At 73.3% G+C, this 23,852-nt stretch carries 25 protein-coding genes; 10 read left to right on the forward strand and 15 right to left on the reverse strand.

All coding sequences use genetic code 11. The features are described from left to right. Positions 1 to 9: 9 nt before the first annotated feature. Together E4P39_RS03480 and E4P39_RS03485 are read right to left on the reverse strand one after the other, a co-directional pair. The gene (locus tag E4P39_RS03480) at positions 10 to 423 is read right to left on the reverse strand and encodes an AraC family transcriptional regulator (RefSeq protein ID WP_135134999.1); all 414 of its coding nucleotides are present in this window, start codon (positions 421 to 423) and stop codon (positions 10 to 12) included. 29 nt (positions 424 to 452) lie between these two features. Next, the gene (locus E4P39_RS03485) at positions 453 to 1,118 is read right to left on the reverse strand and encodes a M23 family metallopeptidase (protein ID WP_245159606.1); all 666 of its coding nucleotides are present in this window, start codon (positions 1,116 to 1,118) and stop codon (positions 453 to 455) included. Between the two features lie 537 nt (positions 1,119 to 1,655). Between E4P39_RS03485 and E4P39_RS03490 the strand changes: the two genes are divergently transcribed. After that, a complete protein-coding gene (locus tag E4P39_RS03490) occupies positions 1,656 to 2,828 on the forward strand; it encodes a CDP-glycerol glycerophosphotransferase family protein (protein ID WP_209306322.1) in 1,173 nt (390 codons plus the stop codon). Continuing rightward, positions 2,825 to 3,646 (forward strand): phosphocholine cytidylyltransferase family protein, encoded by an 822-nt coding sequence (locus tag E4P39_RS03495; RefSeq protein WP_135135001.1) that lies wholly within the window; start codon positions 2,825 to 2,827, stop codon positions 3,644 to 3,646. The genes E4P39_RS03490 and E4P39_RS03495 overlap by 4 nt, the downstream gene beginning before the upstream one ends. On the opposite strand, the gene E4P39_RS03500 is transcribed toward E4P39_RS03495, so the two are convergent. The 5 genes from E4P39_RS03500 to E4P39_RS22560 are packed head-to-tail and all read right to left on the reverse strand — an operon-like array spanning position 3,639 to position 8,577. Beyond that, positions 3,639 to 4,715, reverse strand: a complete 1,077-nt coding sequence (locus E4P39_RS03500; protein ID WP_135135002.1) for a hypothetical protein — start codon at positions 4,713 to 4,715, stop codon at positions 3,639 to 3,641. The genes E4P39_RS03495 and E4P39_RS03500 overlap by 8 nt on opposite strands. Before the next feature lie 16 nt (positions 4,716 to 4,731). Further along, positions 4,732 to 5,397 (reverse strand): SCO family protein, encoded by a 666-nt coding sequence (locus E4P39_RS03505; protein ID WP_135135003.1) that lies wholly within the window; start codon positions 5,395 to 5,397, stop codon positions 4,732 to 4,734. Beyond that, a complete protein-coding gene (locus E4P39_RS03510; RefSeq protein WP_135135004.1) occupies positions 5,394 to 6,119 on the reverse strand; it encodes a YcnI family protein in 726 nt (241 codons plus the stop codon). Before E4P39_RS03510 ends, E4P39_RS03505 begins: the two co-directional genes overlap by 4 nt. A gap of 32 nt (positions 6,120 to 6,151) precedes the next feature. Continuing rightward, positions 6,152 to 7,933, reverse strand: coding sequence for a FixH family protein (locus E4P39_RS03515; protein ID WP_209306323.1), 1,782 nt, complete (start codon positions 7,931 to 7,933; stop codon positions 6,152 to 6,154). Continuing rightward, entirely contained in the window at positions 7,930 to 8,577 is a 648-nt protein-coding gene (locus tag E4P39_RS22560; RefSeq protein WP_209306324.1) for a zf-HC2 domain-containing protein, read from the reverse strand. Before E4P39_RS22560 ends, E4P39_RS03515 begins: the two co-directional genes overlap by 4 nt. A 69-nt stretch (positions 8,578 to 8,646) precedes the next feature. Between E4P39_RS22560 and E4P39_RS03520 the strand changes: the two genes are divergently transcribed. The 5 genes from E4P39_RS03520 to E4P39_RS03540 all read left to right on the forward strand — a co-directional run bounded on the left by E4P39_RS03520 (position 8,647) and on the right by E4P39_RS03540 (position 13,602). Then, positions 8,647 to 9,210 carry a sigma-70 family RNA polymerase sigma factor gene (locus E4P39_RS03520; RefSeq protein WP_135135006.1) on the forward strand — a complete coding sequence of 188 codons (564 nt, stop codon included), beginning with the start codon at positions 8,647 to 8,649 and terminating at the stop codon, positions 9,208 to 9,210. Between the two features lie 105 nt (positions 9,211 to 9,315). Continuing rightward, positions 9,316 to 9,933, forward strand: coding sequence for a DUF47 family protein (locus E4P39_RS03525; RefSeq protein ID WP_135135007.1), 618 nt, complete (start codon positions 9,316 to 9,318; stop codon positions 9,931 to 9,933). 6 nt (positions 9,934 to 9,939) lie between these two features. Continuing rightward, entirely contained in the window at positions 9,940 to 10,941 is a 1,002-nt protein-coding gene (locus E4P39_RS03530; RefSeq protein ID WP_135135008.1) for an inorganic phosphate transporter, read from the forward strand. Positions 10,942 to 10,951: 10 nt separating this feature from the next. Then, positions 10,952 to 12,361 (forward strand): MFS transporter, encoded by a 1,410-nt coding sequence (locus E4P39_RS03535; RefSeq protein WP_245159607.1) that lies wholly within the window; start codon positions 10,952 to 10,954, stop codon positions 12,359 to 12,361. A gap of 236 nt (positions 12,362 to 12,597) precedes the next feature. After that, the gene (locus E4P39_RS03540) at positions 12,598 to 13,602 is read left to right on the forward strand and encodes a sulfite exporter TauE/SafE family protein (protein ID WP_135135009.1); all 1,005 of its coding nucleotides are present in this window, start codon (positions 12,598 to 12,600) and stop codon (positions 13,600 to 13,602) included. A 27-nt stretch (positions 13,603 to 13,629) separates the two neighbouring features. On the opposite strand, the gene E4P39_RS03545 is transcribed toward E4P39_RS03540, so the two are convergent. From E4P39_RS03545 to E4P39_RS03565, 5 genes are all read right to left on the reverse strand, one after another. Then, complete coding sequence (locus E4P39_RS03545) at positions 13,630 to 14,607, reverse strand: NAD-dependent epimerase/dehydratase family protein (RefSeq protein WP_135135010.1); 978 nt, start codon at positions 14,605 to 14,607, stop codon at positions 13,630 to 13,632. Between the two features lie 60 nt (positions 14,608 to 14,667). Further along, complete coding sequence (locus E4P39_RS03550; protein WP_135135011.1) at positions 14,668 to 15,165, reverse strand: DUF5994 family protein; 498 nt, start codon at positions 15,163 to 15,165, stop codon at positions 14,668 to 14,670. A 263-nt stretch (positions 15,166 to 15,428) separates the two neighbouring features. Beyond that, positions 15,429 to 17,321: a translational GTPase TypA gene (gene typA / locus E4P39_RS03555; protein WP_135135012.1), complete on the reverse strand. Its 1,893-nt coding sequence runs from the start codon at positions 17,319 to 17,321 to the stop codon at positions 15,429 to 15,431. Between the two features lie 96 nt (positions 17,322 to 17,417). After that, positions 17,418 to 17,762 carry a hypothetical protein gene (locus tag E4P39_RS03560; protein ID WP_135135013.1) on the reverse strand — a complete coding sequence of 115 codons (345 nt, stop codon included), beginning with the start codon at positions 17,760 to 17,762 and terminating at the stop codon, positions 17,418 to 17,420. A 218-nt stretch (positions 17,763 to 17,980) separates the two neighbouring features. Then, positions 17,981 to 18,544: a YceI family protein gene (locus E4P39_RS03565; protein WP_135135014.1), complete on the reverse strand. Its 564-nt coding sequence runs from the start codon at positions 18,542 to 18,544 to the stop codon at positions 17,981 to 17,983. A gap of 90 nt (positions 18,545 to 18,634) precedes the next feature. Between E4P39_RS03565 and E4P39_RS03570 the strand changes: the two genes are divergently transcribed. Then, positions 18,635 to 19,129: a MarR family transcriptional regulator gene (locus tag E4P39_RS03570; protein ID WP_135135015.1), complete on the forward strand. Its 495-nt coding sequence runs from the start codon at positions 18,635 to 18,637 to the stop codon at positions 19,127 to 19,129. A gap of 7 nt (positions 19,130 to 19,136) precedes the next feature. Here the strand turns inward: E4P39_RS03570 and E4P39_RS03575 are convergent, their stop codons facing one another. Then, positions 19,137 to 19,829 (reverse strand): response regulator transcription factor, encoded by a 693-nt coding sequence (locus tag E4P39_RS03575; protein WP_135135016.1) that lies wholly within the window; start codon positions 19,827 to 19,829, stop codon positions 19,137 to 19,139. Further along, complete coding sequence (locus E4P39_RS03580; protein ID WP_135135017.1) at positions 19,826 to 20,968, reverse strand: histidine kinase; 1,143 nt, start codon at positions 20,966 to 20,968, stop codon at positions 19,826 to 19,828. Before E4P39_RS03580 ends, E4P39_RS03575 begins: the two co-directional genes overlap by 4 nt. An 83-nt stretch (positions 20,969 to 21,051) precedes the next feature. On the opposite strand from E4P39_RS03580, the gene E4P39_RS03585 reads away from it, so the two are divergent. Further along, the gene (locus E4P39_RS03585; RefSeq protein ID WP_135135018.1) at positions 21,052 to 21,768 is read left to right on the forward strand and encodes a hypothetical protein; all 717 of its coding nucleotides are present in this window, start codon (positions 21,052 to 21,054) and stop codon (positions 21,766 to 21,768) included. 47 nt (positions 21,769 to 21,815) lie between these two features. Here E4P39_RS03585 and E4P39_RS03590 read toward each other — a convergent pair whose 3' ends face one another. Continuing rightward, positions 21,816 to 22,667, reverse strand: a complete 852-nt coding sequence (locus E4P39_RS03590) for a patatin-like phospholipase family protein (protein WP_135135019.1) — start codon at positions 22,665 to 22,667, stop codon at positions 21,816 to 21,818. Between the two features lie 107 nt (positions 22,668 to 22,774). Between E4P39_RS03590 and E4P39_RS03595 the strand changes: the two genes are divergently transcribed. Further along, a complete protein-coding gene (locus tag E4P39_RS03595) occupies positions 22,775 to 23,800 on the forward strand; it encodes a potassium channel family protein (RefSeq protein WP_245159608.1) in 1,026 nt (341 codons plus the stop codon). Positions 23,801 to 23,852 lie beyond the last annotated feature (52 nt).

Below are 23,852 nucleotides of genomic sequence, written 5' to 3' on the forward strand. Positions count from 1 at the left end.
TAGGGGCCCTCACTCCCGCCGTGCTTCTCCGAAACTGCTCGGCCGCAGCCACGCCATCGCGAAGCACGACGGCACCGGCGCGAGCGGCCCGCGCCGCCGGTAGACGCTCGGCGGTTCACCCACGATCTCGCGGAACACCCGGCTGAAGGTGCCGAGACTGCTGAAACCGACGTCCATGCAGATGTCGGTGACGCTGCGGCCTCCCGAGCGCAGCAGGAACATCGCCCGCTCGACCCGCCGTCGCTGCAGATAGCGGTTCGGCGTCTCCCCGAAGGTGGCCCGGAAGGTGCGGATGAAGTGCGCCTCGGAGACGTGCGCGATCCGGGCGAGGGTCCGGACGTCGAGCGGCTCGGCGTAGCGCCGGTCCATGGCATCCCGGGCGCGCAGCAGCCGCCGGTTGGACTCCTCGACGGCGCTGGACACGCGCCGATCAGATCACGCGCCCCCGGCGCTCAGACCTGGACGCCGCGCGCGCTCAGCCAGCCGACCGGGTTGATCCGCTCGCCGTCCTCGCCGCCCTTGTGCACCTCGAAGTGCAGGTGGGGGCCGGTGGACTGGCCCCGGTTGCCGAGCAGGGCGATCGTCTCGCCGGCCTCCACGTACTGACCCGGCTTCACCAGGATCGAGTCCATGTGGCCGTAGACGGTGACGTCGCCGTTGTCGTGGAGGATGTAGACCGCCAGGCCGAACCCGCTGGCCGAACCGGCGCGGAGCACCACGCCGTCCACGGCCGCGTACTCGGGCGTGCGCATGGGGGCGGCGAGGTCGATGCCGTAGTGGAACGTGCCCCACCGGCTGCCGTAGCCACTGGTGAGACGTGCCCCGTTGACGGGCAGCACGGCCTTGGGGCGAGCCGCCTCCGCCGCCGCCGCCTCGGCCTCGGCGCGCGCGGCACGGGACGCGGCGACCTCCTGCAGCCGCACCTGGGCCTCCGCCACGGTGATCGAGGCCTGGGGCTTCAACTCGAGGCCCGCGTCAGCGGTGAGCAGCGCCTGAGCCTCGACCACGGACGTCGCCTCGGCCGACGCCGAGGGAGCTCCCGGGATCCCCAGGACGGCAGCGACGAGACCGCCGGAGAGCAGCGCGCTGAGCAGGAGGGCGGGGCGGCGTCCGGTCACCGGAGTGGCCGGACCACGGCGGCGGGACCTCACGCCGGCGGTACGGGACGGTCGGACGGTCTGCAGGAGATCCGTGGGGGCCTCCTGTGCGGATCGTGCGGCCATGCACCTGCCTGTCCTGATCGGGGGGAAGTCCCGGGGGCGACTGGATTGGTCTGACCGCTATAGAAACATTCCGTGACCGTTCCGTGACCCCATGTGCGGCGCGTCGTTCCGTGACACGCCGTGCGACCTGCCTCACACACCACGCCGACCACAGGCGTTACTCACACCGATGTCATTCCCCCGGACTGCCTGTTCCGGCTAGCGTGGAGTCGACGGACCTGCCTGCCCATCCGACGGCCGGGACGCCGACGGACGGCGGACCCCCTCGGGTGAAGCGTCGGGGGCGTCCGGTCGCGGACCCGGGCATCGGGCCATTGCGCGGCGACCGCCGCACCCGTGTACTGCACCAGAGCCGGACCGGATCCCCGGGACGGCGGCGATCAAGCCTGTCCGGAGACGAGACCCGGCACGACGGAGACAAGGGGGGACGCGATGCCGCAGGTCCAGAGCAGCGCGCCGACCCCCTCCGTCGCGGTGGAGGCGCCGGACCGGCCCCTGGACATCGTCTGGTTCGTCTACCGAGGCCTGTTCGCCGACAATCCGCGCGCGATCTACGAGGGCCTCCTGGCCCGCCGCGGGCCCGTGGACCGGCACCGCTGGATCTGCACCGCGAAGACCCGGGACTCCTTCCCCCCGGGCATCGAGCCGGTCCTGTTCGGCACCCCGGAGGCGGTGGCCGCGCTGGAGTCCGCCGACCTCGTGGTCGGCAACGACTGCATCTCCTTGGACTGGACCAAGAAGGCCGGCACCACCTACCTGCAGACCTGGCACGGCACTCCGCTGAAGCGGATCCACCACGACATCCCGAACGCGCCGGAGGGGTGGCTGCTCAAGCCCGACCGCGACGTCGGACGGTGGGACGTGCTGCTCTCGCCCAACCCGTACAGCACCGACCGGCTGGGCCACGCGTTCCGCTTCGAGGGCCCGATCGCCGAGACCGGCTACCCGCGCAATGACGTCCTGAGCCGGCCGGACCGCGACGAGGTGCGGGCCCGGGTGCGGGCCGAGCTGGGTATCGCCGAGGGGACGACGGCGGTCCTGTACGCACCCACCTGGCGCGACGACCTGGTTCTCTCCGGACCGGGGACGCCACAGATCCGGCTGCCGCTCGACCTCGACGACTTCGCCGCCGAGCTGGGCTCCGACCACGTCCTGTTGCTGCGGCTGCACAGCATCGTCTCCGACCGGCTCGAGCTCGACCCGGGCTCACCGGTCATCGATGTCTCGGCCCGCCCCGAGTCCGCGGAGCTCTACCTCGCAGCCGACCTGCTGGTCACCGACTACTCGTCCGCGATGTTCGATTTCGCCGTCACGGGCAAGCCGATGGTGTTCTTCACATACGATCTTGAGCACTACCGGGACGATCTGCGCGGGTTCTACGTTGATCTCGCCGAGATCGCCCCGGGCCCGCTGCTGCGCACCGGCGAGGAACTCGTCGCGGCCATCTCAGGTATCGACGGGGTCATCGCCGACCACGCCGGACGCTATGACCGCTTCCGGGAGACCTTCTGTGCACTCGAGGACGGGCACGCCACCGAACGCGTGCTCGACCTGCTGTTCCCGTCCGGCGACTCCGCCGGACGCGCCACCCAGGAAAGGGGATGAACGTGCGGACCTACGACCGAGCCCTGACGAGCTCTCCGCGAGATCTGGCCCGCACCGCGGTGCCCCGACCGCTGCATCCCCGCGTGCAGGCGGTGATTCTCGCGGCCGGCATGGGGACCCGCCTCGGCCGGGCCCTGCCCAAGCCGCTCACCCGACTCGGTGACGGGCACACGATCCTGTCCCGTCAGCTCGAGGGACTACGTATCGCCTTCGGCGAGGACGTCTCCATCACCGCCGTCGTGGGTTACCGCGGCAAGCGGATCATGCGGGCGGCTCCGGACCTGTTGTTCGCCTACAACCCGAACTTCGAGACGACGAACACCTCGAAGAGCCTCCTGCGCGCGCTCCGCACGAGCGGAACGGGCGGGGTCCTGTGGCTCAACGGCGACGTGGTGTTCGACCCCGCGGTCCTCGAGCACGTGCTCGCCTGGGTACGTGCGGACGAGAGCTTCGTCTGCGTCGACACCTCGACGGTCGCGGACGAGGAGGTCAAGTACACCCTGGACGAGAACGGATACATCCGGGAACTGTCCAAGACAGTCGTCGGCGGTCTCGGCGAGGCCGTCGGGATCAACTACGTGTCGAGCGCGGACAAGGCCGTCCTGATCGAGCACCTGGGGGCCTGCGGCGACCAGGACTACTTCGAGCGAGGGATCGAGACCGCCATCACCGTCGACGGCCTCCGCATCCGCCCGCTGGACATCTCCGCGTTCTGGGCGGTGGAGGTCGACTTCGAGAGCGATCTCGAGCGGGCCAACACGCTGTTCTGGGGCTCGCCGAGCGTCCTGCCGCTCGACGCGGTGGCCGAGGTCAGCTGAGCGATCCGGCCGGGGTGGCGGCGAGCCGCCCCGGCCGGGCTTCGGCCTCGCGGAACCGGCGGACCGCCGCGATCCCGCCGGGCACCAGGCCCACACCGAGCGCGACCAGCGCCGCCACGGCCGCGCGGGCCACCGGCTCGGGACCTGCGGACGCCACGTTCGCCGACCACAGCACGTCGACGTCGGGCAGCCCCTGCACCAGCAGCAGCCACCCGAGGACGACGGCCAGCAGGCCGGTCAGCGCGCCGCGTCCGCGCAGAGCGGCGCGGAACCCGAGGACCGCGACGAGCACAGCGGTTCCGGCCGGCAGCAGGGCCGACAGGATCGCGCCGGCGTGCGAGGCGATGCTGACGGGCGGCTCGGGCGTGGCCGCCGCGTGCCACAGCGCCGCCGCCGCGCCGACCAGCAGCAGCACGCCCAGCGGCCGGGGGGTGCGGGCCAGCAGCCCCGCCGCGACGGCCAGCAGCGCCGGCACCGCGTAGAGCGGCCAGACCAGCCACGCCGGCGGCGGGGGGCTCCAGGTCAGCTCGCCCGTGACCTCCACGGCCGTGTCCCCGTGCACCAGCGGAACGGTCCACTCGAAGACCGTCTGGCTCCGGCCGGGGTCCTCGACGACCCCGGGTGGCAGCAGGTTCTCGCTCATCCAGTGCGTGCGGTGGTCGTGCCAGACGTAGTGCGGCTGCGTCGAGACCTGCTCCCAGGCGGGCTCGGCGGCGACGTCGGCCGCCGCCGGCAGCGAGGTGCGCCCGTACCGGTCGAGGTTGATGTAGGTCGCGGGACTGCGGGAGTTGCGCCACACGCCGTCCGGGCCGATCCGCAGGTACGGCTCGCCGGAGTAGCCGGGAACGAGCACCTCGGTGGCGGTGCCGTTGACCAGCTCGAGCTCGTCCCCGAACTGCAGGATGCGCACCGAGAGCCCCGGGACGTCCGGCCGGACCGACAGCACGCGGCCGGCGAAGTCGCTGCCCGCCGCCCCGCCGCCCACGTGGGCCGACGCCGGACCGGCGACGGCGAGGAGGCCCAGCACCGCCAGGAGGACGACCAGCAGGCGCCCGGTCACCCGGCTCACGCGCCGCCGGTCCCGCTCATGCCGCGCCCGCCACCGCGCGGAGGTCGTCGGCGATGTCACGGGCCGTGTTCCCCGCGTCGAAGGCGACCTGGGCCTCGTCGTCGGTTCCGTACAGCAGCAGCAACGACGAGTGCAGCCGGCCCTCGTCCTCGGCCAGCGGGACGCCCGCGGAGAGCTGGGCCTGGTCGATGACGTCCTGCTCGCCGGTGAGGCCGACGAACCGGGTGGGGAGGTCGGCGTCGAACCGGCCCAGGTACTCGCCGAGCACCTCCGGGGTGTCGAACGCCGGGTCTGTCGTCACGAAGACGACCTGCACCTGGGCGGCGACGGCCGGGTCCAGCCCCCGCAGCGCGACGGCGACGTCGGCCATCGTGGTCGGGCAGACATCCGGGCAGTTGGTGTAGCCGAAGAAGAGCAGCGTCGGCCGTCCGGCGGTCGCGGCCTTGAAGTCGTACGCCGCGCCCGTCGTGTCGGTGAGCGTGAAGGTGGGCCGGCGGTAGGGCTCGGCGAGGTCGAGCCCCGCGTAGCGGTCCGCCGGCGCCTCGACCACGGCGGGCGCGTCGGCGTGGTCGTGTCCCTCGGTCCCGGCCGCCGGGTCCGAGCAGCCGGACAGCAGCAGGGCACCCGCCACGATCGCGGCGGGCAGCGCCGGGCGGACGCTGCGTCGGACGGCGGATCTCACGAGGACACGGTACGACGGTTCGCCCGCACCCCCAGGACCACGCCGCCGATGGCCAGCAGCAGTGCGAGGAACGCCACGATCAGCGCCAGGGCGCCCGGCTCGGACGACGGGGAGGCGTGCCCGTGCTCCTCGGCAGCCGGCTCCGTGGTGGGGGCGGCCGCCGCGCCGGCGGCGAGCGTCAGGACGGGGGCCGGGCGCTCCGGCTCCGCCTGGCCCGCGACGGTCGGCTCGATCCAGGCCGCGTCGCTACCGTCGCTGTAACTCTGCACTGTTGGGAAGGCCAGGTTCTCGGCGTCCGGGAACGGGCCACCGGACAGGGCGAACTCCTGGAACTCGCCCGGCGCGATGCCCCCGCCGTCCGCGGCCCGGAACTCGACCACCGAGACGTAGCTGGAGATCTCCTCGCCGTGCGCCTCGAGGGGCTCGGTGAGCTCGGCGGTCGTCGTCGTCGCGGTCCAGCCCGGCAGCGGCTGGACGCGCAGGGAGGCCATCGCGGCCTCCTCCGGGATCTGGATGCGGAGCGAGACGGTGTTAGCCGTGTCGCTCTCGTTGGGCACGCGGAACGTCAGCTTGCCGAAGCCGCCGGGTGCGGCGTCGGACGATGCGACCGTGACGTGGGCCGACGCGGCGCCGCCGCCGACGGCAACGACGCCGGTCGCCAGTGCGAGGACGACGGCGAGACGGGACACGGGGCGGGGCAGGGACACGGAACTCCAGTTCATCGGGACTGCTGGGACGACGGGCCGGGAACGCGTCAGCGCACCGGGAAAGCGGTTCGGGCGGTCGTGGCGGTGAACTCGTCCAACCGGACGGTCACGGCGAGGGTCCAGGTGCCGGCCCCGGGAATGCTCATGCCGTCGCCCACGTAGTGCCCTGGCCCGGCTGGCTCGAGGTCGACGTCCAGCGGGCCGAGTTCCTGGGACGGCTCGGCGAGGGTCACCGAGATGGCCGCCGGCTGGGTGGGCCGGCCGGAGTCGTCGAACAGGTACACGTGCAGCGTGTTGGCGCCGGCGCGGGCGGGGTCCACCGAGATCTGCACGCTCCCCGAGGGACCGGCGTTCCCCTCGAGGGGCAGCAGGACGTCCACCGGCCGGTCCACCGCCGAGCGCGCCGGCGGAGTGCCGACGAGCACGGCCGACAACGCCAGCACCACGGCCGCGACGGCCACCTCGACGAGCACCGACCGGCGCAGGGCGGGCACGTGCTCGACCGCGCCCGCCGTCTGGATCCGCTCGCGAACGGCGACGGGACCGTCGACGGGCGCCCGGGCAGCGCCGGGTGCGCCCGCGAACGCGCTCGCGGGAACGCTGCGCCGGGCGGGCGGCCGGGCCCGGCGGATCCCGAGTCGCTGGTGCACCCACATCCGGGACACACCGGCCGCCGCGAGCGCCACCGCGACCAGGACCAGCTTGGCGACGAGCACCCAGCCGTAGGTCGTGACGAACAGCGCCGCCGGCGAGCCCACCTCCCGGACCGCCTGCACCGTGCCGCTGACCACCAGGGCGGCCACCGCCGCGAACGCGAGCCGCGACCACGGCGGCAGCACCGCGGCGACCTCGCGGCCGGGCGTCGGCGGCCGCAGCACCACCAGCAGCAGACCCGTCAGACCACCCAGCCAGATCGCCATGGCCGCGACGTGGACGACGGCGGCCGCGACCGCCAGGCCCGGCCAGGGTCCGGCGACCGGATGACCGGTGGCCGCCGTGCCCACGACGACACCGGCCGCCAGCAGCCCGGCGACGACGGCCCGTGCGACCGACGGGCACGTACCGCGGCGCCACGCCGGGGCCAGGACCGCCGCCAGGCCGAGAGCCAGCACCGCGCGAGCCAGGAGCGCCCGGCCGGCACCCGACTCGGCCGTCGCGGCAAGGAGCGACGGCTGGAAGGCGGTCGCCAGGCTGCTCGCAGCGGCGTACGGGCCCTGCACGAGGAAGCTCACGACCGAGGCGGTTGCCACCGCCCCCGCTCCCCAGCCGGCCAGCCGGCCCAGCCGGTGCGACGCCCAGCCGGCCGGCCAGCAGACCAGCGCGAGGACGGGCACCCCGATGGCGAGGGCGACGCCGGCGAAGCCGGCCCACCGTGCGGCCGGGAGCGCGGCGGCGACGCCGGGGTCGGTGGCGGGGTCGGCCGCTGCGTCGGTCACCAGATCCGCGTCGCCGACGACGAACGAGTAGGCCCCGGAGATCGGGTGCGAGTCGGCCGAGATGACCCGGTAGGTGACGAGGTAGCCGCGATCGACGGGGAGCTCGCCGCCGGGGTCGAGCGTGAGGATGCCGTCGTCCACCGAGGCGGTGGTCGGCTGCACCGTCCCGTCCGAGTGCACGAGGCGGGCGTAGCCGGCCCCGAGGGAGACCGGTTCGCTGAAGCGAAGGGTGATCCGCTCCGGCGCATCCTCCAGCCGGGCGCCCTCCGCCGGGTCCGTGGAGACCAGCTCCGCGTGGGCCGCCGCCGGCGGTGCCGTGCCCACCCCGGCCGCGAACCAGCCGGCCAGCAGGGTGATCAGGATCAGCCAGGACGGGAACCCCGCCCGCCTCACGCGGGGACCCTCAGCCCGCGCACCGGGCGGGCCTCGCCCCGGCGGCGCCCGCGCCAGGCCGCCGTCGCCACCAGCACCACCCCGACCAGGAGGAGCAGGTGTGCCACCGCCCGGTCGGCGTGCACGTGTCCGGCGGCCAGGTCGGCCAGCGTGACCGGGACGAGGAGGGCGGCGAACGTGGCGAGGAACGGCAACCCGCCGACCGCGAGGCGCGGGGCGGCCGACACCGCCAGGAAGGCGGCCGCGACCGCGAGGTTCCAGGCGCCCGTCTCGTGCGCCACGTGCACCGGCGCGCTCATGGCGGCGGCGCCGGAGGACAGGGCCGGCCAGGCGAGCCCGGCCTGCGCGACCGCGGTGGCCAGCAGGGCCAGGCGCACGGTGGCGTCCGCGAGCCGGGACCGCGCGGCGGCCGCGGCGCCGGGCAGCTCGCGGGGCAGCGCCGTGAGGACGACGGCCGTGAGATCGGGCACCTGCGGCGCCTCGGCCAACCGCGCCCGGCGGGTCACCACGGCGGCGGATTCTGCCCACTGCACGCACGGGGCGCACGCGGCGAGGTGCTGGTCCAGCGCCTCCTCGGGCATGCCGAGGGGCTCGCCGTCGAGCCGGGCGGAGAGGGCCTCGCGGACGGAGGAACAGGACGCCATGCTGCATTGGTCGTTCCGCCACGCCCTCTGGTTCCCGGCCGGGTTGCATCGGGCAACGAAGATGGAGTCATGGACGAGCTGGCCGGCATCGCGGCGGACGCCGCGGTCGGCGATCCCCTGGCGGCGGCCGCCCTCGTCCGGGCGACCCAGTCGGACGTCTGGCGGCTGTGCGTGGCGCTCGGCGACCCCCAGTCGGCCGACGACCTGACGCAGGAGACCTACCTCCGGGCCTTCGCCTCGCTGCACCGGTTCGAGGGGCGCTCGTCGGTGCGCACGTGGCTGCTCGCCATCGCGCGGCGGGTCTGCGCCGATGCCGTCCGCTCGCGCCGACGGCGGCGTCTGACCCTGGTCCGCGAGGAGCGTGAGCTCGAGAGCCTTGCTCCCGCTCCCGGCGGGGACCCGGTGGCCGACGGCGCATCGGTCACCGATCTGCTGGCGCGGCTGGACGGCGACCGCCGCGAGGCCTTCGTGCTGACGCAGCTGCTCGGCCTGCCCTACGCCGAGGCCGCCGAGGTGGCCGGCTGTCCCGTCGGCACCATCCGATCCCGGGTCGCCCGTGCCCGCGCGGACCTCGTCGAGTCCCTCGGCGGGGTGAGAATCCCCGCCGAACGGAGCGACGCCCGCCACAACTGAGCGTTGCCGTGGGACCGGCCCGCCCGTCGCCACCTATGCTCCCCGACGGCCGTGCGTCCGCCTCCCGGCGACGGCGACCGGTCCAGACCCGAGACGGAGCCACGCGTGCCCTTCAGCCTGACCCCCAAGGACTCGAGCTTCTACCCGCTGTTCACCGCCTCGGCGGAGAACCTCGTGGCGGCCACGGAAGTCCTCGGTCAGTTCGTCCATGACCACGCGCGACGCGCTGAGCTCAACGACCGGCTCCGGGAGCTCGAGCATTCCGGCGACCAGTCGACGCACGCGATCTTCCGGCAGCTCAACACGAGCTTCGTGACGCCGTTCGACCGCGAGGACATCTACAAGCTCGCCAGCAACCTCGACGACGTCATGGACTTCGTCGAGGCGGCGGCCGACCTCGTCGTCCTCACCGGTCTGGGCACCCTGCCGGCGGAGATGCACCAGCAGGTGGAGCTCCTCCAGCGCGCGGCGCAGACGACCGCCGAGGCGATGCCGCGGCTGCGCTCGCTGAAGGGCCTCTCCGACTACTGGATCGAGATCAACAGCATCGAGAACGAGGCGGACAAGCTCTACCGCCGGCTGCTCTCCCGCCTCTACAGCGGCGAGTTCGACGCGCTGGAGATCCTCAAGCTGAAGGAGGTCGCCGACCAGCTCGAGGAGGCGGCCGACGCGTTCGAGCACGTGGCCAACGTGGTCGAGACCATCAGCGTCAAGGAGTCCTGACCCCGTATGGACGCGGCCTTCATCGGTCTGGTCGTCATCATCCTGGTGGCCCTGGCGTTCGACTACACCAACGGCTTCCACGACGCGGCCAACGCCATCGCGGTCGCCGTCTCCACCAAGGCGCTGACCCCCCGGGCGGCGCTGGCCCTGGCGGCGGTGATGAACCTGGTCGGGGCACTCCTCTCGACCGAGGTCGCCAAGACCGTCGGTTCGGGGATCATCGATCCGCCCGAAGGCGGGAACGGGCTGGAGATCGTGTTCGCCGCCCTGATCGGGGCGATCACCTGGAACATGATCACGTGGTACTTCGGGCTGCCCTCGTCGTCGTCGCACGCCCTCATCGGCGGGCTGGTGGGCGCCGCGCTGGCCGCGGCGCACTCGGTGCAGTGGATGGGGGTGTTCGAGAAGGTCATCATCCCGATGATCGTCTCGCCGCTGGTCGGGTTCGGGCTGGGCTACCTGTTCATGCTCGCCATCCTGTGGGCCTTCCGGAGCGCGAACGTATCGAAGGCCAACCGCGGCTTCCGGTACGCGCAGATCGCCAGTTCGGCCACGATGGCGCTGGGCCACGGCATCCAGGACGCCCAGAAGACGATGGGCATCATGACGCTGGCGCTGTTCACCGCCGGTGAGATCGACACCTTCGAGGTGCCGTTCTGGGTGGTCCTCTCCGCTGCCGCGGCGATCAGCGCCGGCACCTACGCCGGCGGCTTCCGGATCATGCGCACCATGGGACGGCGGATCATCCAGCTCACGCCCGCCGGCGGCTTCTCGGCCCAGACCGTGGCCTCGAGCGTCATGGTGACGACGGCGACCGTCTTCGCCGTCCCCGTGTCGACGACGCACATCACCACCACCTCGATCATGGGCGTCGGCGCAACCCGCCGGCTCTCCGCGGTGCGGTGGGGCGTCGCCGGCAACATCGTCGGAGCCTGGGTGGTCACCCTGCCCGCCGCCGGCGCCGTGGCCGCCGTGGCGTTCTGGCTCACCGACGCCGTCGTCGGCTAGGAATCCGATCGTGACCGGCGCTCGTCCCGAGCCGGTCGCGCTCGGCACGGCCCAGGGCCGGTGGCTGGTCGCCGTCACCGTCCTGGCGTCGGGCATGGCGTTCGTCGACGGCACCGCCGTTCAGGTCGCGCTCCCGGCGATCGGCGGCGAGCTGGACGCGTCGCTGTCCGGGCTGCAGTGGACGATCTCGGGCTACACCCTCGCGCTGGCGTCGCTGATCCTCCTCGGGGGCTCGCTGGGCGACCGCTACGGACGGCGCCGCGTGTTCCTCGTCGGCGTCGCCTGGTTCGCCGTGGCCTCCCTGGTCTGCGGCCTGGCCCAGACGACCGGCCAGCTGGTGGCCGCCCGGGTCGTGCAGGGCGTCGGGGGTGCGCTGCTGACCCCCGGCAGCCTGGCCCTCATCCAGTCCTCGTTCCGGCCCCGCGACCGGGCCAAGGCCATCGGGCTGTGGTCGGCGCTGGCCGGCATCGCGGGCCTGATCGGCCCGTTCCTCGGCGGGGTGCTGGTGGACGTCGCCAGCTGGCGCCTGGTGTTCCTGCTCAACGTGCCGGTGGCGGTGCTGATCCTCTCGGTGGCCGGCCGGCACGTCCCGGAGAGCCGCGATCCCGCCCACCACTCCCGGTTCGACCACCTGGGGGCGGCGCTGGGTGCACTGGCCCTCGGCGGGGTCACCTACGCCCTGATCGGAGCGGGTGAGAGCCTGACGCGGCCCGACGTCCTCGTCTCCGCGGCCCTCGGCCTGACGGCGGGCGCTGCCTTCGTCGTGCGGGAGCGGCGGGCCACCGACCCGATGCTGCCGCTGCGGCTGTTCACGGAGCGCCAGTTCACCGGGGCCAACCTGGCCACCTTCGCGGTGTACGGCGCCCTGGGCGGCAGCGGCCTCTTCCTGGTGCTGCAGCTCCAGACCGTGCTCGGGTACGACGCCACCGGGGCCGGAGCGGCGATGCTGCCCTCCATCCTGCTCATCACCCTGCTCTCCCCCACGGCCGGCGCGGTGGCGACGCGCATCGGCCCACGGCTGCCGATGACCGTCGGACCGCTCGTCGTGGCCGCCGGCACGCTGCTCCTCGCCGGAGTCGACGGCGACCGGTCCTACGTGGTCGAGGTGCTGCCCGGCTCGCTGCTGCAGGGCCTCGGGATGGCGATCGTCGTGACGCCGCTGACGGCGACCGTGCTGGCCGCTGCGCCCGACGCCCTCGCGGGCATCGCCAGCGGAGTGAACAACGCGACCGCCCGGGCCGCCCAGCTGCTGGCGGTCGCGGCGCTGCCGGTCGCGGTCGGCCTCTCCGGCGACGACTACGCCCAGCCGCTCACCCTCACCGCCGGGTACCGGATCGCGATGGTGGCGTGCGCCGTGGCGTTCGCCGTGGGCGGTGCGATCTCCTGGTGGACCATCCGGAACGACGTCCTGGCGGGCTGATCCCGCACGGTGGGACGGCCGGTGGCATATCTCCATCGGTCTGGTAGACATATGCCCGTGGCGGCGACGGCGGTGCTCCTGGTGGGGCGGATCCACGTCGACCTGCAGCGCGTCTGCACGGCCACCTGTCCGGGCTGCTGAACGCCCGCGCCTGACCGGCGCACCCCTGTTCGTCCAGCGATGAGCCGCGCTCCCCCGCGCGCCCCGCAGCCCGTGAGACCCGGAGTACATCCCCCGTGAAGACCCTCGTCCTGCTCGCCCTCGTCGGCCTGGGCGCCCAGCTCGTGGACGGCAGCCTGGGCATGGCCTACGGCGTCACCTCCACCACCCTGCTGCTCGCCATCGGCACCAACCCGGCGGCCGCGTCGGCGACGGTGCACTTCGCCGAGATCGGCACCAGCCTGATGTCGGGCCTGGCGCACTGGAAGTTCGGAAACGTCGACTGGAAGGTCGTCGCCAAGATCGGCCTTCCGGGCGCCGTGGGCGCCTTCGCGGGGGCTCACGTCCTGTCCAGTCTGTCCACCGCCGTCGCCGCGCCGGTCATGTCGCTGATCCTCCTCGCGCTCGGTGTCTACCTCCTCGTGCGCTTCACCTTCCGCGGGCTCGACCGCCGGCATCTCGGCAAGCCCATGCGCAAGCGCTTCCTCGGCCCGCTCGGCCTGGTCGCCGGCTTCGTGGACGCCACCGGCGGCGGCGGCTGGGGTCCGGTCGGCACGCCCGCGATCCTCGCCAGCGGCCGGATGGAGCCGCGCAAGGTGATCGGCTCGATCGACACCTCGGAGTTCCTGGTCGCCGTCGCCGCGAGCCTCGGCTTCCTGCTGGCGCTCGGTTCGCAGGGCATCGACGCCGTCTGGGCACTCGGGCTCCTCGCCGGCGGACTCGTCGCCGCCCCGCTGGCCGCCTGGCTGGTCCGCCACGTGCCGCCGCGGATGCTCGGCTCGCTGGTCGGCGGCATGATCGTGCAGACCAACACCCGCACCCTGCTGAACAGCGACCTGATCGACGCGTCCGACCCGGTCCGCTACACGGTCTACGCGCTGATCCTCGCCGTCTGGGCGGCCGCGGTGGTCCACTCGTTCCGCCAGTACCGCAAGGACCGCGCGTTCGAGTCCGCCGAGGCGGTCGCCGCCGAGGCCGAGGTCCAGGCGAACGTGGTCGCCGCTCCCGAGGACGTCCCCGCCCTCGACCGGCGCGTCCAGGACCGGATCCCGGCCGGGCGGCCGAGCGCACCCCGGGACTGATCCCCCGCTTCCGGTACCGAAAGCGGATCAGGAGGCGGCCAGCAGGCGGGCCTCGAGGTCGGCGGGGAGGCCGGGTGTCGGGCGGTTCGCGGGCATCGGGAGCCGCTCGTTCGCCCGCTGCCAGGCCCAGGTGTCGGCCACGGACTCGGCCGGCGGGCGGCTCGGCAGGCCCAGTTCCCGCGCGCGGGTCGTGTCGACGTCCCAGGCGGTTCGGGCGGTCTCGGCGGGCAGCCAGAACGGCAGGTGCAGCCACGGCTCCACGCCGGCCGCCAGCAGCCGCTCCTCGCTCACCGGCACCCACTCCGCGTCGCTGCCGGTGACCTCACGGCAGAGGTCGAGCACGGCGCCGAACGTGGTCATCCCGGCCGGGCCGGTCGCGTTCACCGCGCCGCCCTGCCCGCGCTCGGCCATGTCGACCAGCCACCCGGCCAGATCGCGGGCGTCGACGGCGGCCATCGGCTGGTCCAGCGCGTCGGGGACGACGACGCGGCCGCCGCGGGCGATGCGTCCCAGCCACCAGCCGAGGCGATGGATGGGGTCGTGCGGGCCGATGATCAGCCCGGCCCGCACGGTGAGGAAGCGGTCGCCGAGGACCGCCGCGAGAGTCCGCTCGGCGTCGGCCTTGATCGGGCCGTAGTCGTCGTCATCGGTGGTCCACACCGGCTCGGACTCCTCGGGCCCCAGTGGGCCGGGCGGCCAGTTCGCGTAGGCGTTGAGGCTGCTCACGAAGGCGTACCCGCGGACGTCGGGGAGCGCGGCGGCGGCGTTGCGGGCTGCCGCCCGGGTCTGGCACGACGTGTCGACGACGAGGTCGGGCGCCCAGCCGTCGAGCGCGGCCGGCAGTGCCGCGGGGTCGTCGCGGTCGCCGTGCAGGGCTCGGGCGCCCGCCGGGGGCTCGCCGGAGATCCCCCGCGTGAACGTGGCGACGTCGTGGCCGCGTCCGAGCGCCGCCGTCGCGACGTGCCGGCCGAGGAAGGAGGTGCCACCGAGGACGAGGAGCCGCATGCAGGTCACTCCAGCGGAGCGGCTCCCCCATCGTCCAGCCGGTTCGCGGCCGGCGGAAACTCAGACCGCGCGGCGACGCCGGAACTCGGGCACCTGCGGGAGCGGCGTGGACCGCGCCGCGGCCAGCACCATCTGCGGGGACCGCGGCAGCCCGCGGCGGGTTGCCAGCCGCAGCGCCCGCGCGCCGGTGAGGACGTCGGTGCCGGGCGGGACGACCAGCAGATCGGCGCGGCGCGTGCCACCGTCCCAGGTCAGGCAGACCACGAGCGGGTCCATGCTGCGGAAGCCGCCGGTCCGCACGGTCCGGCCGAGGACGGCGAGCTTGCGCGGCACGGGCAGCCAGGCGTCGAGCGCGTAGGTGAAGCGTTCCACCCGCACTCCGCGACGGTCGAGCTCGGCGATCAGCTCCGGCAGCTCGACGGCGAGGTCGTTGCTCCGCGGGAACCAGCCGCCGTCGAAGGGCGAGTCGCCCGACCCGGCGTCCACTCGGAGACTCACCCGGACGTCGATCCCGGCTCGGAAACCCTCGTCCAGAGCCGTGCGGGTGATCGTCGCCATGCGCGTTCGGCCGCCTTTCGTCGCTCGCTCCGGGCCGCGACAGACGACCCCGAAGGGAACCTACGGGGACATCTGCGCAGGTCCACGCCAAGAGACGGCGGGCGGGTCGGCGCGCTGCGGCCGGTCGTCACGGCCCGTGCGCGACCGGCCACGAAGCCCCGCCGCCGTGATCATCGAGTTGTTGCCGCCGACACGCGACGACACGCTCATGCGAGCGTCAACAACTCGATGATCAACGGCCCGACGGCGGGCGGCGAGCCGAGTCAGGCGGGCTTGGGCTTGCGGTTCTTGCTCTTCCCGCGCTCGGTCTGGTCCAGGACCACCTTGCGGATGCGGACCGTGGCCGGGGTGACCTCGACGCACTCGTCCTCGGCGCAGAACTCCAGCGCCTGCTCCAGGTTCAGGATGCGCGGCGGGATCAGCCGCTCCAGCTCCTCGGAGGTGGACTTGCGCATGTTGGTGAGCTTCTTCTCCTTGGTGATGTTCACGTCCATGTCGTCCGGACGGGAGTTCTCACCCACGATCATGCCCTCGTAGACCTCGGTGCCGGGCTGGACCATCATCTGGCCGCGCTCCTGCAGCGAGAACATCGAGTACGTCGTCGCGACGCCCTGCCGGTCGGCCACCAGGGAGCCGGTCGGGCGGGCGCGCATGTCGCCCAGCCACGGCTCGTAGCCCTCGAGGTTGTGGTTGAGGACGCCGGTGCCGCGGGTCTCGGTGAGGAACTCGGTGCGGAACCCGATGAGGCCACGGGACGGGCAGATGTACTCCATCCGCGCCCAGCCGGTGTCGTGGTGCACCAGGTTCTCCAGCCGCGCGCGGCGGACGGCCAGCGCCTGCGTCAGGGTGCCGACGTACTCGCCGGGGGTGTCGATGGTGACCCGCTCGACCGGCTCGTGCAGCTTGCCGTCGATCTCCTTGGTGACGACGGTGGGCCGGCCGACCGTGAGCTCGAACTCCTCGCGACGCAACTGCTCGACGAGGATCGCCAGCGCCAGCTCGCCGCGGCCCTGCATCTCCCAGGTGTCGGGGCGGTCGGTGGGCAGCATGCGCACCGAGACGTTGCCGACCAGCTCCTGGTCCAGCCGGTTCTTGATCAGCCGGGCGGTGAGCTTCTTGCCCGACTTGCCTGCCAGCGGTGCGGTGTTGATGCCGATGGTGATCGAGATCGACGGCTCATCCACGGTCAGCGGGGGCAGCGGACGCGGATCGTTCGGGTCGGCGAGGGTGTCGCCGATCATGACGTCCTCGATGCCGGCGATGGCCACCAGCTCGCCGGGGCCGGCGCTGGCGGCCGGCGTCCGGGTGAGGCCCTCGGTGACCAGCAGCTCGGTGATCTTGACGTTCTTGATCGTGCCGTCGACCCGGCACCAGGCGACCTGCTGGCCGCTCTTCATCTCGCCGGAGTGGATGCGCAGCAGGGCCAGGCGGCCGAGGTAGGGCGAGGCGTCGAGGTTGGTGACCTGCGCGCGCAGCGGCTCCTCCGCGTCGTAGACCGGCGCCGGGACGGTGTCCAGCAGCGTCTTCACCAGCGGCCCGAGGTCCGGGCTGTCGGGCGTCTCGCCGTCGGCCGGCCGGGTGAGCGAGGCCTTCCCCGCCTTGCCGTTGCAGTAGACGATCGGGAAGTCGAGGTTGTCGACGTTCATCCCGGAGTCCTCGAGCAGCTCCATGAACAGCTCGTAGGTCTCGTCGACGACCTCGCCGATGCGGGCGTCGGAGCGGTCGGTCTTGTTGACCACGAGGATGACCGGCAGCCCCTTGCCGAGCGCCTTGCGCAGCACGAAGCGGGTCTGCGGCAGCGGCCCCTCGGAGGCGTCCACCAGCAAGACGACGCCGTCGACCATGGACAGGCCGCGCTCGACCTCACCACCGAAGTCGGCGTGGCCGGGGGTGTCGACGATGTTGACGACGACGGGGTTGCCGTTCTCGTCGGCCAGGTGGATCGCGGTGTTCTTCGCGAGGATGGTGATGCCGCGCTCGCGCTCCAGGTCCATCGAGTCCATCACGCGGTCCTGCGTGGAGTCGTTGTCCGTCCCCTCCCCCTTGGCCCGCCCGAGGGCACCGGCCTGGCGGAGGAGGGCGTCGACCAGAGTGGTCTTGCCGTGGTCGACGTGGGCGATGATCGCCACGTTGCGCAGGTCGTCGCGGGTGGGCATACGAAAGAGCACCTCAGGGATTTCGGGGATTCGGCGCTCTGGTGCGCCGACATCTGGTAACGGTCGCCGGCCCGGCGACCTTCCCAGGCTACGCGCTCAGCGCGCGGCCACCGCCGTCCGCGGCCGGTCGGCCACCCCGTAGGTGGCCGCCGCGGCAGCGATCGTGACCAGACTCACCGCGAGCCAGCCCGGCAGTCCGACGCCGATCGCCAGGACATGGGCGAGGACGAAGGCGCCGACGTACAGCGCCCCGAGGCCCAGGGCGACCGCCCAGCCACGGCGCTGCACCCACAGCCACGCGGCCGCCAGCCCGGCGACGGCGAAGACCGCACCACCCAGGGCGCGGACGCCGGTGCCCTGCGCGATGCCGAAGCCGGCGGCGAGCCCGGCAGCGACGAGGACGGACGACGGGAAGCGGCGGGTGAGGGTCGCGGTCGACATGTCGCCCAGTCTCCCCGACGACATGTCGCCCGACCGCCGCTCGAGCGCACCGAGATCCGGGACGACATGTCGCTCGAGCGCACCGAGATCCGCCCGAGGGCGGTCTCGCGGGTCCCGGACACCGCGCTGAGGCGGATCTCGGCGACCGACCACACCCCGAAGACGCGACGAGGGCCCCGGGCGACTGCCCGGGGCCCTCGTTCGGAGGTGCGGATCGATCAGGCGGTGCGGAGCACGGCCTCGATCTCGAGCTCGACGTTGATCTTGTCGCCGACGACCACGCCGCCGCCGTCCATCGGCATGGCGATGTCGACACCGAACGCGTTGCGGGAGATCTCGGTCTTGGCCGAGAAGCCGGCGCGCGTGCCGCCGTAGGCGTCGGGACCGAAGCCGTTGAGCTCCAGCGCCAGGGTGACCGGCTTGGTGATGCCCTTGATCGTGAGGTCGCCTTCGACGGTCCAGTCGGCACCATCGGTGCGGACGCCGGTGGAGACGAACGTCATCTCGGTGTAGTTGCCCACGTCGAAGAAGTCGGCCGAGCGGATGTGCGCGTCGCGCTGCTCCTGGCGGGTGTCGATCGAGTCCATGTTGATGCGCGCGGTGACGGTCGACTGGGCCGGGTCCTCCGCGGTCACGAGCTCGCCGGAGAAGTCACGGAAGTAGCCACGGACCTTGCTGACCATCATGTGGCGGACGGAGAAACCGACCGTCGAGTGCGTGGCGTCGATGTCCCACGTGCCGACGACGTAGCCGGGGATCTGGATAGCGGTGGAGCTGGTCATGTCGAATGCCTCCGAGTAGTTGAGCGCTTGACCTTCTGCTCGACCGTAGCGTAGTTGAAGACTGAACTATTCCGCCAGTAGTCTGGAGGCATGTCCTCGCCGGTGTCGTCTGCATCACAGCCCACCCGTGCGCCGCGCTGGCTCGACGCCGACGAGCAGAAGGCGTGGCGCGCGTGGCTCTACAGCGCGCAGCTGCTCATGGACCGGCTCGACCGGGACCTGACGCACGAGACGGGGATCTCGCACGCGTACTACGAGATCCTTGTCGCTCTGTCGGAAACGCCCGGCCGGAAGCTGCGCATGAGCGAGCTGGCCGATCGGCTCCTCTCCTCGCGCAGTCGCCTCTCGCACGCGGTCTCCCGGCTGGAGGAGCGCGGCTGGGTGGTCCGGGAGCTCTGCCAGGACGACGGCCGGGGCCAGCTCGCCGTCCTGACCGACAACGGCTTCGCGGCACTGGAGGCGGCGGCGCCGATCCATGTGGAGAGCGTGCGCACCCACCTGTTCGACCAGCTCTCCCCCGCTCAGGTCGAGGCCATGCGCGACCTCGGCGAGACCCTCCTGCGGCACCTCGACCCGCCGCGCTGACCTCGGCTCAGGCCGACTCGCGGGGTTCCATGGCGACCAGCCCGCTCCGGAAGGCGACGATCACCGCCTGCACCCGGTCGCGGACGCCGAGCTTCAGGAGCACCCGTGCCACGTGGGTCTTGACCGTCGCCTCTCCGACGAACAACCGGCCGGCGATCTCGGCGTTCGACAAGCCCTCGGCGAGCAGGACGAGGACCTCGCGCTCCCTCGCGGTCAGGTCCTCTAGCCCGGCCGGACGGACCGCCCCGGGCGGCGGAGGTCGCGCCGACGGTGCACCGGTGAACGCCGCGATCAGTCGCCGGGTGACCGACGGCGCCAGGAGCGCCTCCCCCGCGGCTGCCACCCGGATGGCGTGCGCGAGCTGGTCTGCCGGGACGTCCTTGAGCAGGAAGCCGCTGGCTCCCGCGCGGAGTGCCTCGTAGACGTGCTCGTCCACGTCGAAGGTGGTCAGGATGACGACCTTGCAGGCGGCCGGGTCGGGCCCGGTCAGCAGCTGCCGGGTGGCGGCCAATCCGTCGAGGCGGGGCATGCGGATGTCCATCAGGACGACGTCGGGCCGCAGCCGCCGGGCCTCCGTCAGCGCCTGCACCCCGTCGACCGCCGTGCCGACGACGGTGAGGTCGGGTTCGGCGTCCAGGATCATGCGCAGGCCGGTACGCACCAGCTCCTCGTCGTCCACCACCAGCACGCGGATCGTCATACCGGGACGCCGTCCACCGCGAGCCGCGCCCGCACCCGGTACCCGCCGCCGGGCAGGTTCCCGGTCTCGATCTCGCCGCCGTAGAGCGCCACCCGCTCGCGCATCCCTGCCTGACCGCGTCCCGGCTGCGGATCGCGCGCGCCGCGGCCGTCGTCGCAGACCTCCACCTCCAGCAGTCCTCGGGCGTGCCGCACGTGCACCCGTGCCGTCGCGGGCCCGGCGTGCTTGAGGATGTTGGTCAGCGCCTCCTGCACGATGCGGTACGCCGCGAGGTCGACCCCAGCCGGCAGGCCGGTCAGCTCTCCGACGGTCTCGAGCTCGACCGGCAGGCCGGCCGACCGGACGGCGGACACCAGGTCGTCGAGCCCGCGCAGGCTCGGCTGGGGCGTGACCGACCCGTCCTCCGGGCTGGTCAGCAGACCGAGCAGCCGGCGCATCTCGGCGAGGCCCTGTCGGCCGGAGCTCTCGATGGCCGACAGAGCCGCGCGCGCGGAGTCGGGCTCGTCGTCCACGGCCCGCCGGCCGGCCTGGGACTGGATGACGATCACGCCCATGCTGTGCGCGACCAGGTCGTGCAGCTCCCTGGCGATACGGGCACGCTCGTCCGCCACGGCCTGCGCGGCGTGCGCGGCGCGGTCCCGCTCGGCCCGGGCGGCCCGCGCGGCGAGGTCGGCGGTCTCCCGCCGCCGCGACCGGATCCAGCGCCCCAGCCCCCAGATTCCGGCGAGCACGAACCAGGCCGGCACCACGTCCTCGACGCGGTCCCCGGCGAGCAGCCTCGGGATGTCGCCGGACAGCACGGCCACGGCCGTCGCCACCGCACCGATCACGGCCGACCGGCGGTCGGCGTGCGCACCCACGGCGTAGAGCGCCAGGAGGACGGCGAACCACGGCTGGAACGCCTCCCCGCCCAGCTCGAACTGCACCCAGGAGGCGCCGAGCGCGAGCAGCAGCACGAGGAGGGGGCGCTGCCGCCGCACGAACAACGGCACCGTGGCCACTGCCAGGAGCAGCGCGTGGACGGGACGGTCCCCGGCGAGGGCGCCCGACTCCGCCGTCCAGACCGAGACCTGCCCCGACACCACCAGGACGGCGACCACGACGGCGGCCGCCGTCCCGCCGATCCTCGGCCAGTCCATGGCCGAACCGTAGCCAGCTCCCGCCTGTCCGGGATCCCCCTCACGGCGGACTGTTCGCCCTGGAATCCCCCGGACGGTGGACGGTGGGGATCACTCTCGGGCCGGACGACGGCGTGCTGCCGGTCGACCACGCTTCTTCCCAGTTCGCCGCGACCGAGGAGACCGCCATGACCGACCCCACCACCGCCGCCCGACGCCGCACGGGAGCTGCGGCCGTCGCCGCCGGGTTTCTGCTGGCTGCGTCCGTGGCCGCCGAACTCGTCCGGTCGGTGCAGACGTCCGACGGGAGCGTGACCGATCTGCCGGCCTTCGCCCTGATCCTGACCACCTGGGTCGCCGGTGCAGGGGCGCTGATCCTGGCACTGCTCGGCCTCGGCGGATCGCGGTCCGCGGCAGGTCCACTACCTCGTGCCGGCCGCATCGGCCGGGGATTCGCCCTCACCGGAGCGGGCCTGCTGGCCGCCTTCGGCGTGTCCGGACTCGTCTCCGGCGTGCTCGCCGGCGCGCCCGCCGAGTGGACCTTCCTGCTCTTCGCGGTCGGCCTGCTCCTGTTCCTGGTGGCGTCCGTCCCGCTGGCGCTCGGGCTCCGGCGGGCCGGCGGCCTCGGCGGCTGGTGGGTCACCGCCCTGGTCGCCGGGGCCGGCGTGCTCGTCGGCCTGGGCGCCACGGCCGACCCGTGGCACGACCTCGGCCTGTTCGTCTTCTTCGCCGCCTGGGTCGCGCTGGGCCTGAGGCTGCTGAGGCGGCGGTCCGTTCCCGGGTCGGCTCCGCGCAGCCGGACGGGCGCGCGAGCCGTCTGATCCGTCGGAGGTCGGGCGTGCAGAAGCCCTGGGCGCCCGACCTCCGTTCAGGCGGTCCAGACCTCGGCGATGCGCACCGCGACCGAGGCGGCCTGCGCGCGGCCGGCCTCCGCCGACGGGGCACGCGCGGCGGGGTCGAGCACGTTCCGGCCGATCGCCGTCCGGCTGCCCTGGTCGGGGGTGACGACGGCGACCCGGCTGACCATCCCGCTGACCTGGGCGTCGACGCTGGCCATCGGGCCGAATCCCCGCGGGATGGGGGCCAGGACGACGAGCCGGTCGTACCCCTGCGCGAGGTCGGCGTTGGCGGCCGACCGCATGCCGCCGTCGACGTAGCGGCGTCCGTCGATGGTGACCGGCGGGTAGACCCCCGGTACCGCGCAGCTCGCCGCCACAGCCGCGAGGAGGGGGACGCCGGAGTCGCGGTCGAAGGTGCGGAACTCGCCGGTGTGCGCGTCGACGGCCGTGACGACGAGCGCCCGCTCCGGCCAGTCCGTGCTGACCAGCCGCTCGCCGATCACGTCCAGCCGCTCCTGCTCGGGCGGGGTGAGGCCGGCCTTCTCCGCGGCGAGGGCGAGCGCACCGATCCGGCGGCGGAACTCGACGTCCTTCCCGCGGCTGCGGAGCATCGCCCAGCCGAACTGGGCCAGGGTGGCCCGGTTGAGCCGGGCGGCCTTCTCGGCGGTCGCCGGCTCCAGCTGGCGCGCGTAGAGGGCGCCGAGTTCGGCCCCGCAGGTCAGTTGGGCACCCACCACCGAGCCCGCCGAGGTGCCGACCACCAGATCGGCGCCGGAGAGGTCCAGCCCGAGCTCCGCCAGACCGGCCACGAGGCCGATCTCCCACGCGATGCCGGTGATACCACCGCCACCGAGGACGAGGGCGGTGCGCTGGTCGCTCATCCGGCCATCCTCACACCCCGGCCTGGACCGATCGCGGAGGTCGGGCGGGTGACCCGAACGGGTGCGGCGCCGCGCAGCGGCCGGTTTCGCTCACTATCGTCCGCGGGGTGGGCAGCGAGTGGACCGGCATGGAGAACGAGCACACCGGCGTCGCGCTGGCCCACGTGGAGGAGTCACCGGTCCGGCAGGTCTACCGCCGGGTCGTCTTCGCGGCCGGCGTCCTCCTGCTCACGGTCGGGGTCATCTACCTGGACCGGGACGGCTACCGGGACGGCGACGACGTCGGGCTGACGCTGCTCGACTCCTTCTACTACGCCACCGTCACCCTCTCGACCACCGGCTACGGCGACATCACCCCGATCACCCCGACCGCGCGCCTGGTGAACATCCTGCTCATCACGCCGCTGCGCATCACCTTCCTTCTCATCCTCATCGGGACCACCCTCGAGGCGCTCACCGCGCGCTCGCGGGAGGAGTTCCGCATCCGTCGCTGGAGGTCCCGCGTGCGCCAGCACGTCATCGTGTGCGGCTACGGCACCAAGGGGCGCAGCGCCATCCGCTCCCTGCAGGCCAACGGCACACCGCTCGAGCAGATCGTCGTCGTCGACCCGGAGGCCCGGGCGATCGAGGAGGCGAACTCGCTCGGACTGCACGGCATCGTGGGGGACGCCGGGCGCACCGAGGTGCTCCGCCGGGCCCACGTCGAGCGGGCCCGCGCGGTGATCGTCGCCGCGAACCGGGACGACGCCGCCGTGCTGATCACCCTCACGGTGCGGCAGCTCAACCCGAGCGTGCCGATCACCACCAGTGTCCGCGAGGAGGAGAACGCCAACCTGCTGCGGCAGTCGGGCGCCAACATGGTCATCACCACGTCGGCGACGTCCGGGCGGCTGCTGGGTCTGTCCACCGACGCACCGCGAGTGGTGGCCGTCGTCGAGGACCTGGTGACCGGCGGTCAGGGGCTGGACCTGCACCAGCGCACGGTGACCTCCAGCGAGGTGGGGCTCGGCCCCCGTTCGTTGCGCGACATCGTCCTGTCGGTCACCCGTGGTGGGCGCACCCTGCGCTTCGACGACCCGCTGATCGGCACGCTGCAGCCCGAGGACGTCCTGGTCGTCGTCCGCTCGCACTGAGCACATCGTCGGCCTACCGGCCGACACCGCGGCCATGAGCCGTTCCCCAGCT

The sequence above is a fragment of the Blastococcus sp. CT_GayMR19 genome, from assembly GCF_004570385.1.
GTDB lineage: Bacteria > Actinomycetota > Actinomycetes > Mycobacteriales > Geodermatophilaceae > Blastococcus_B.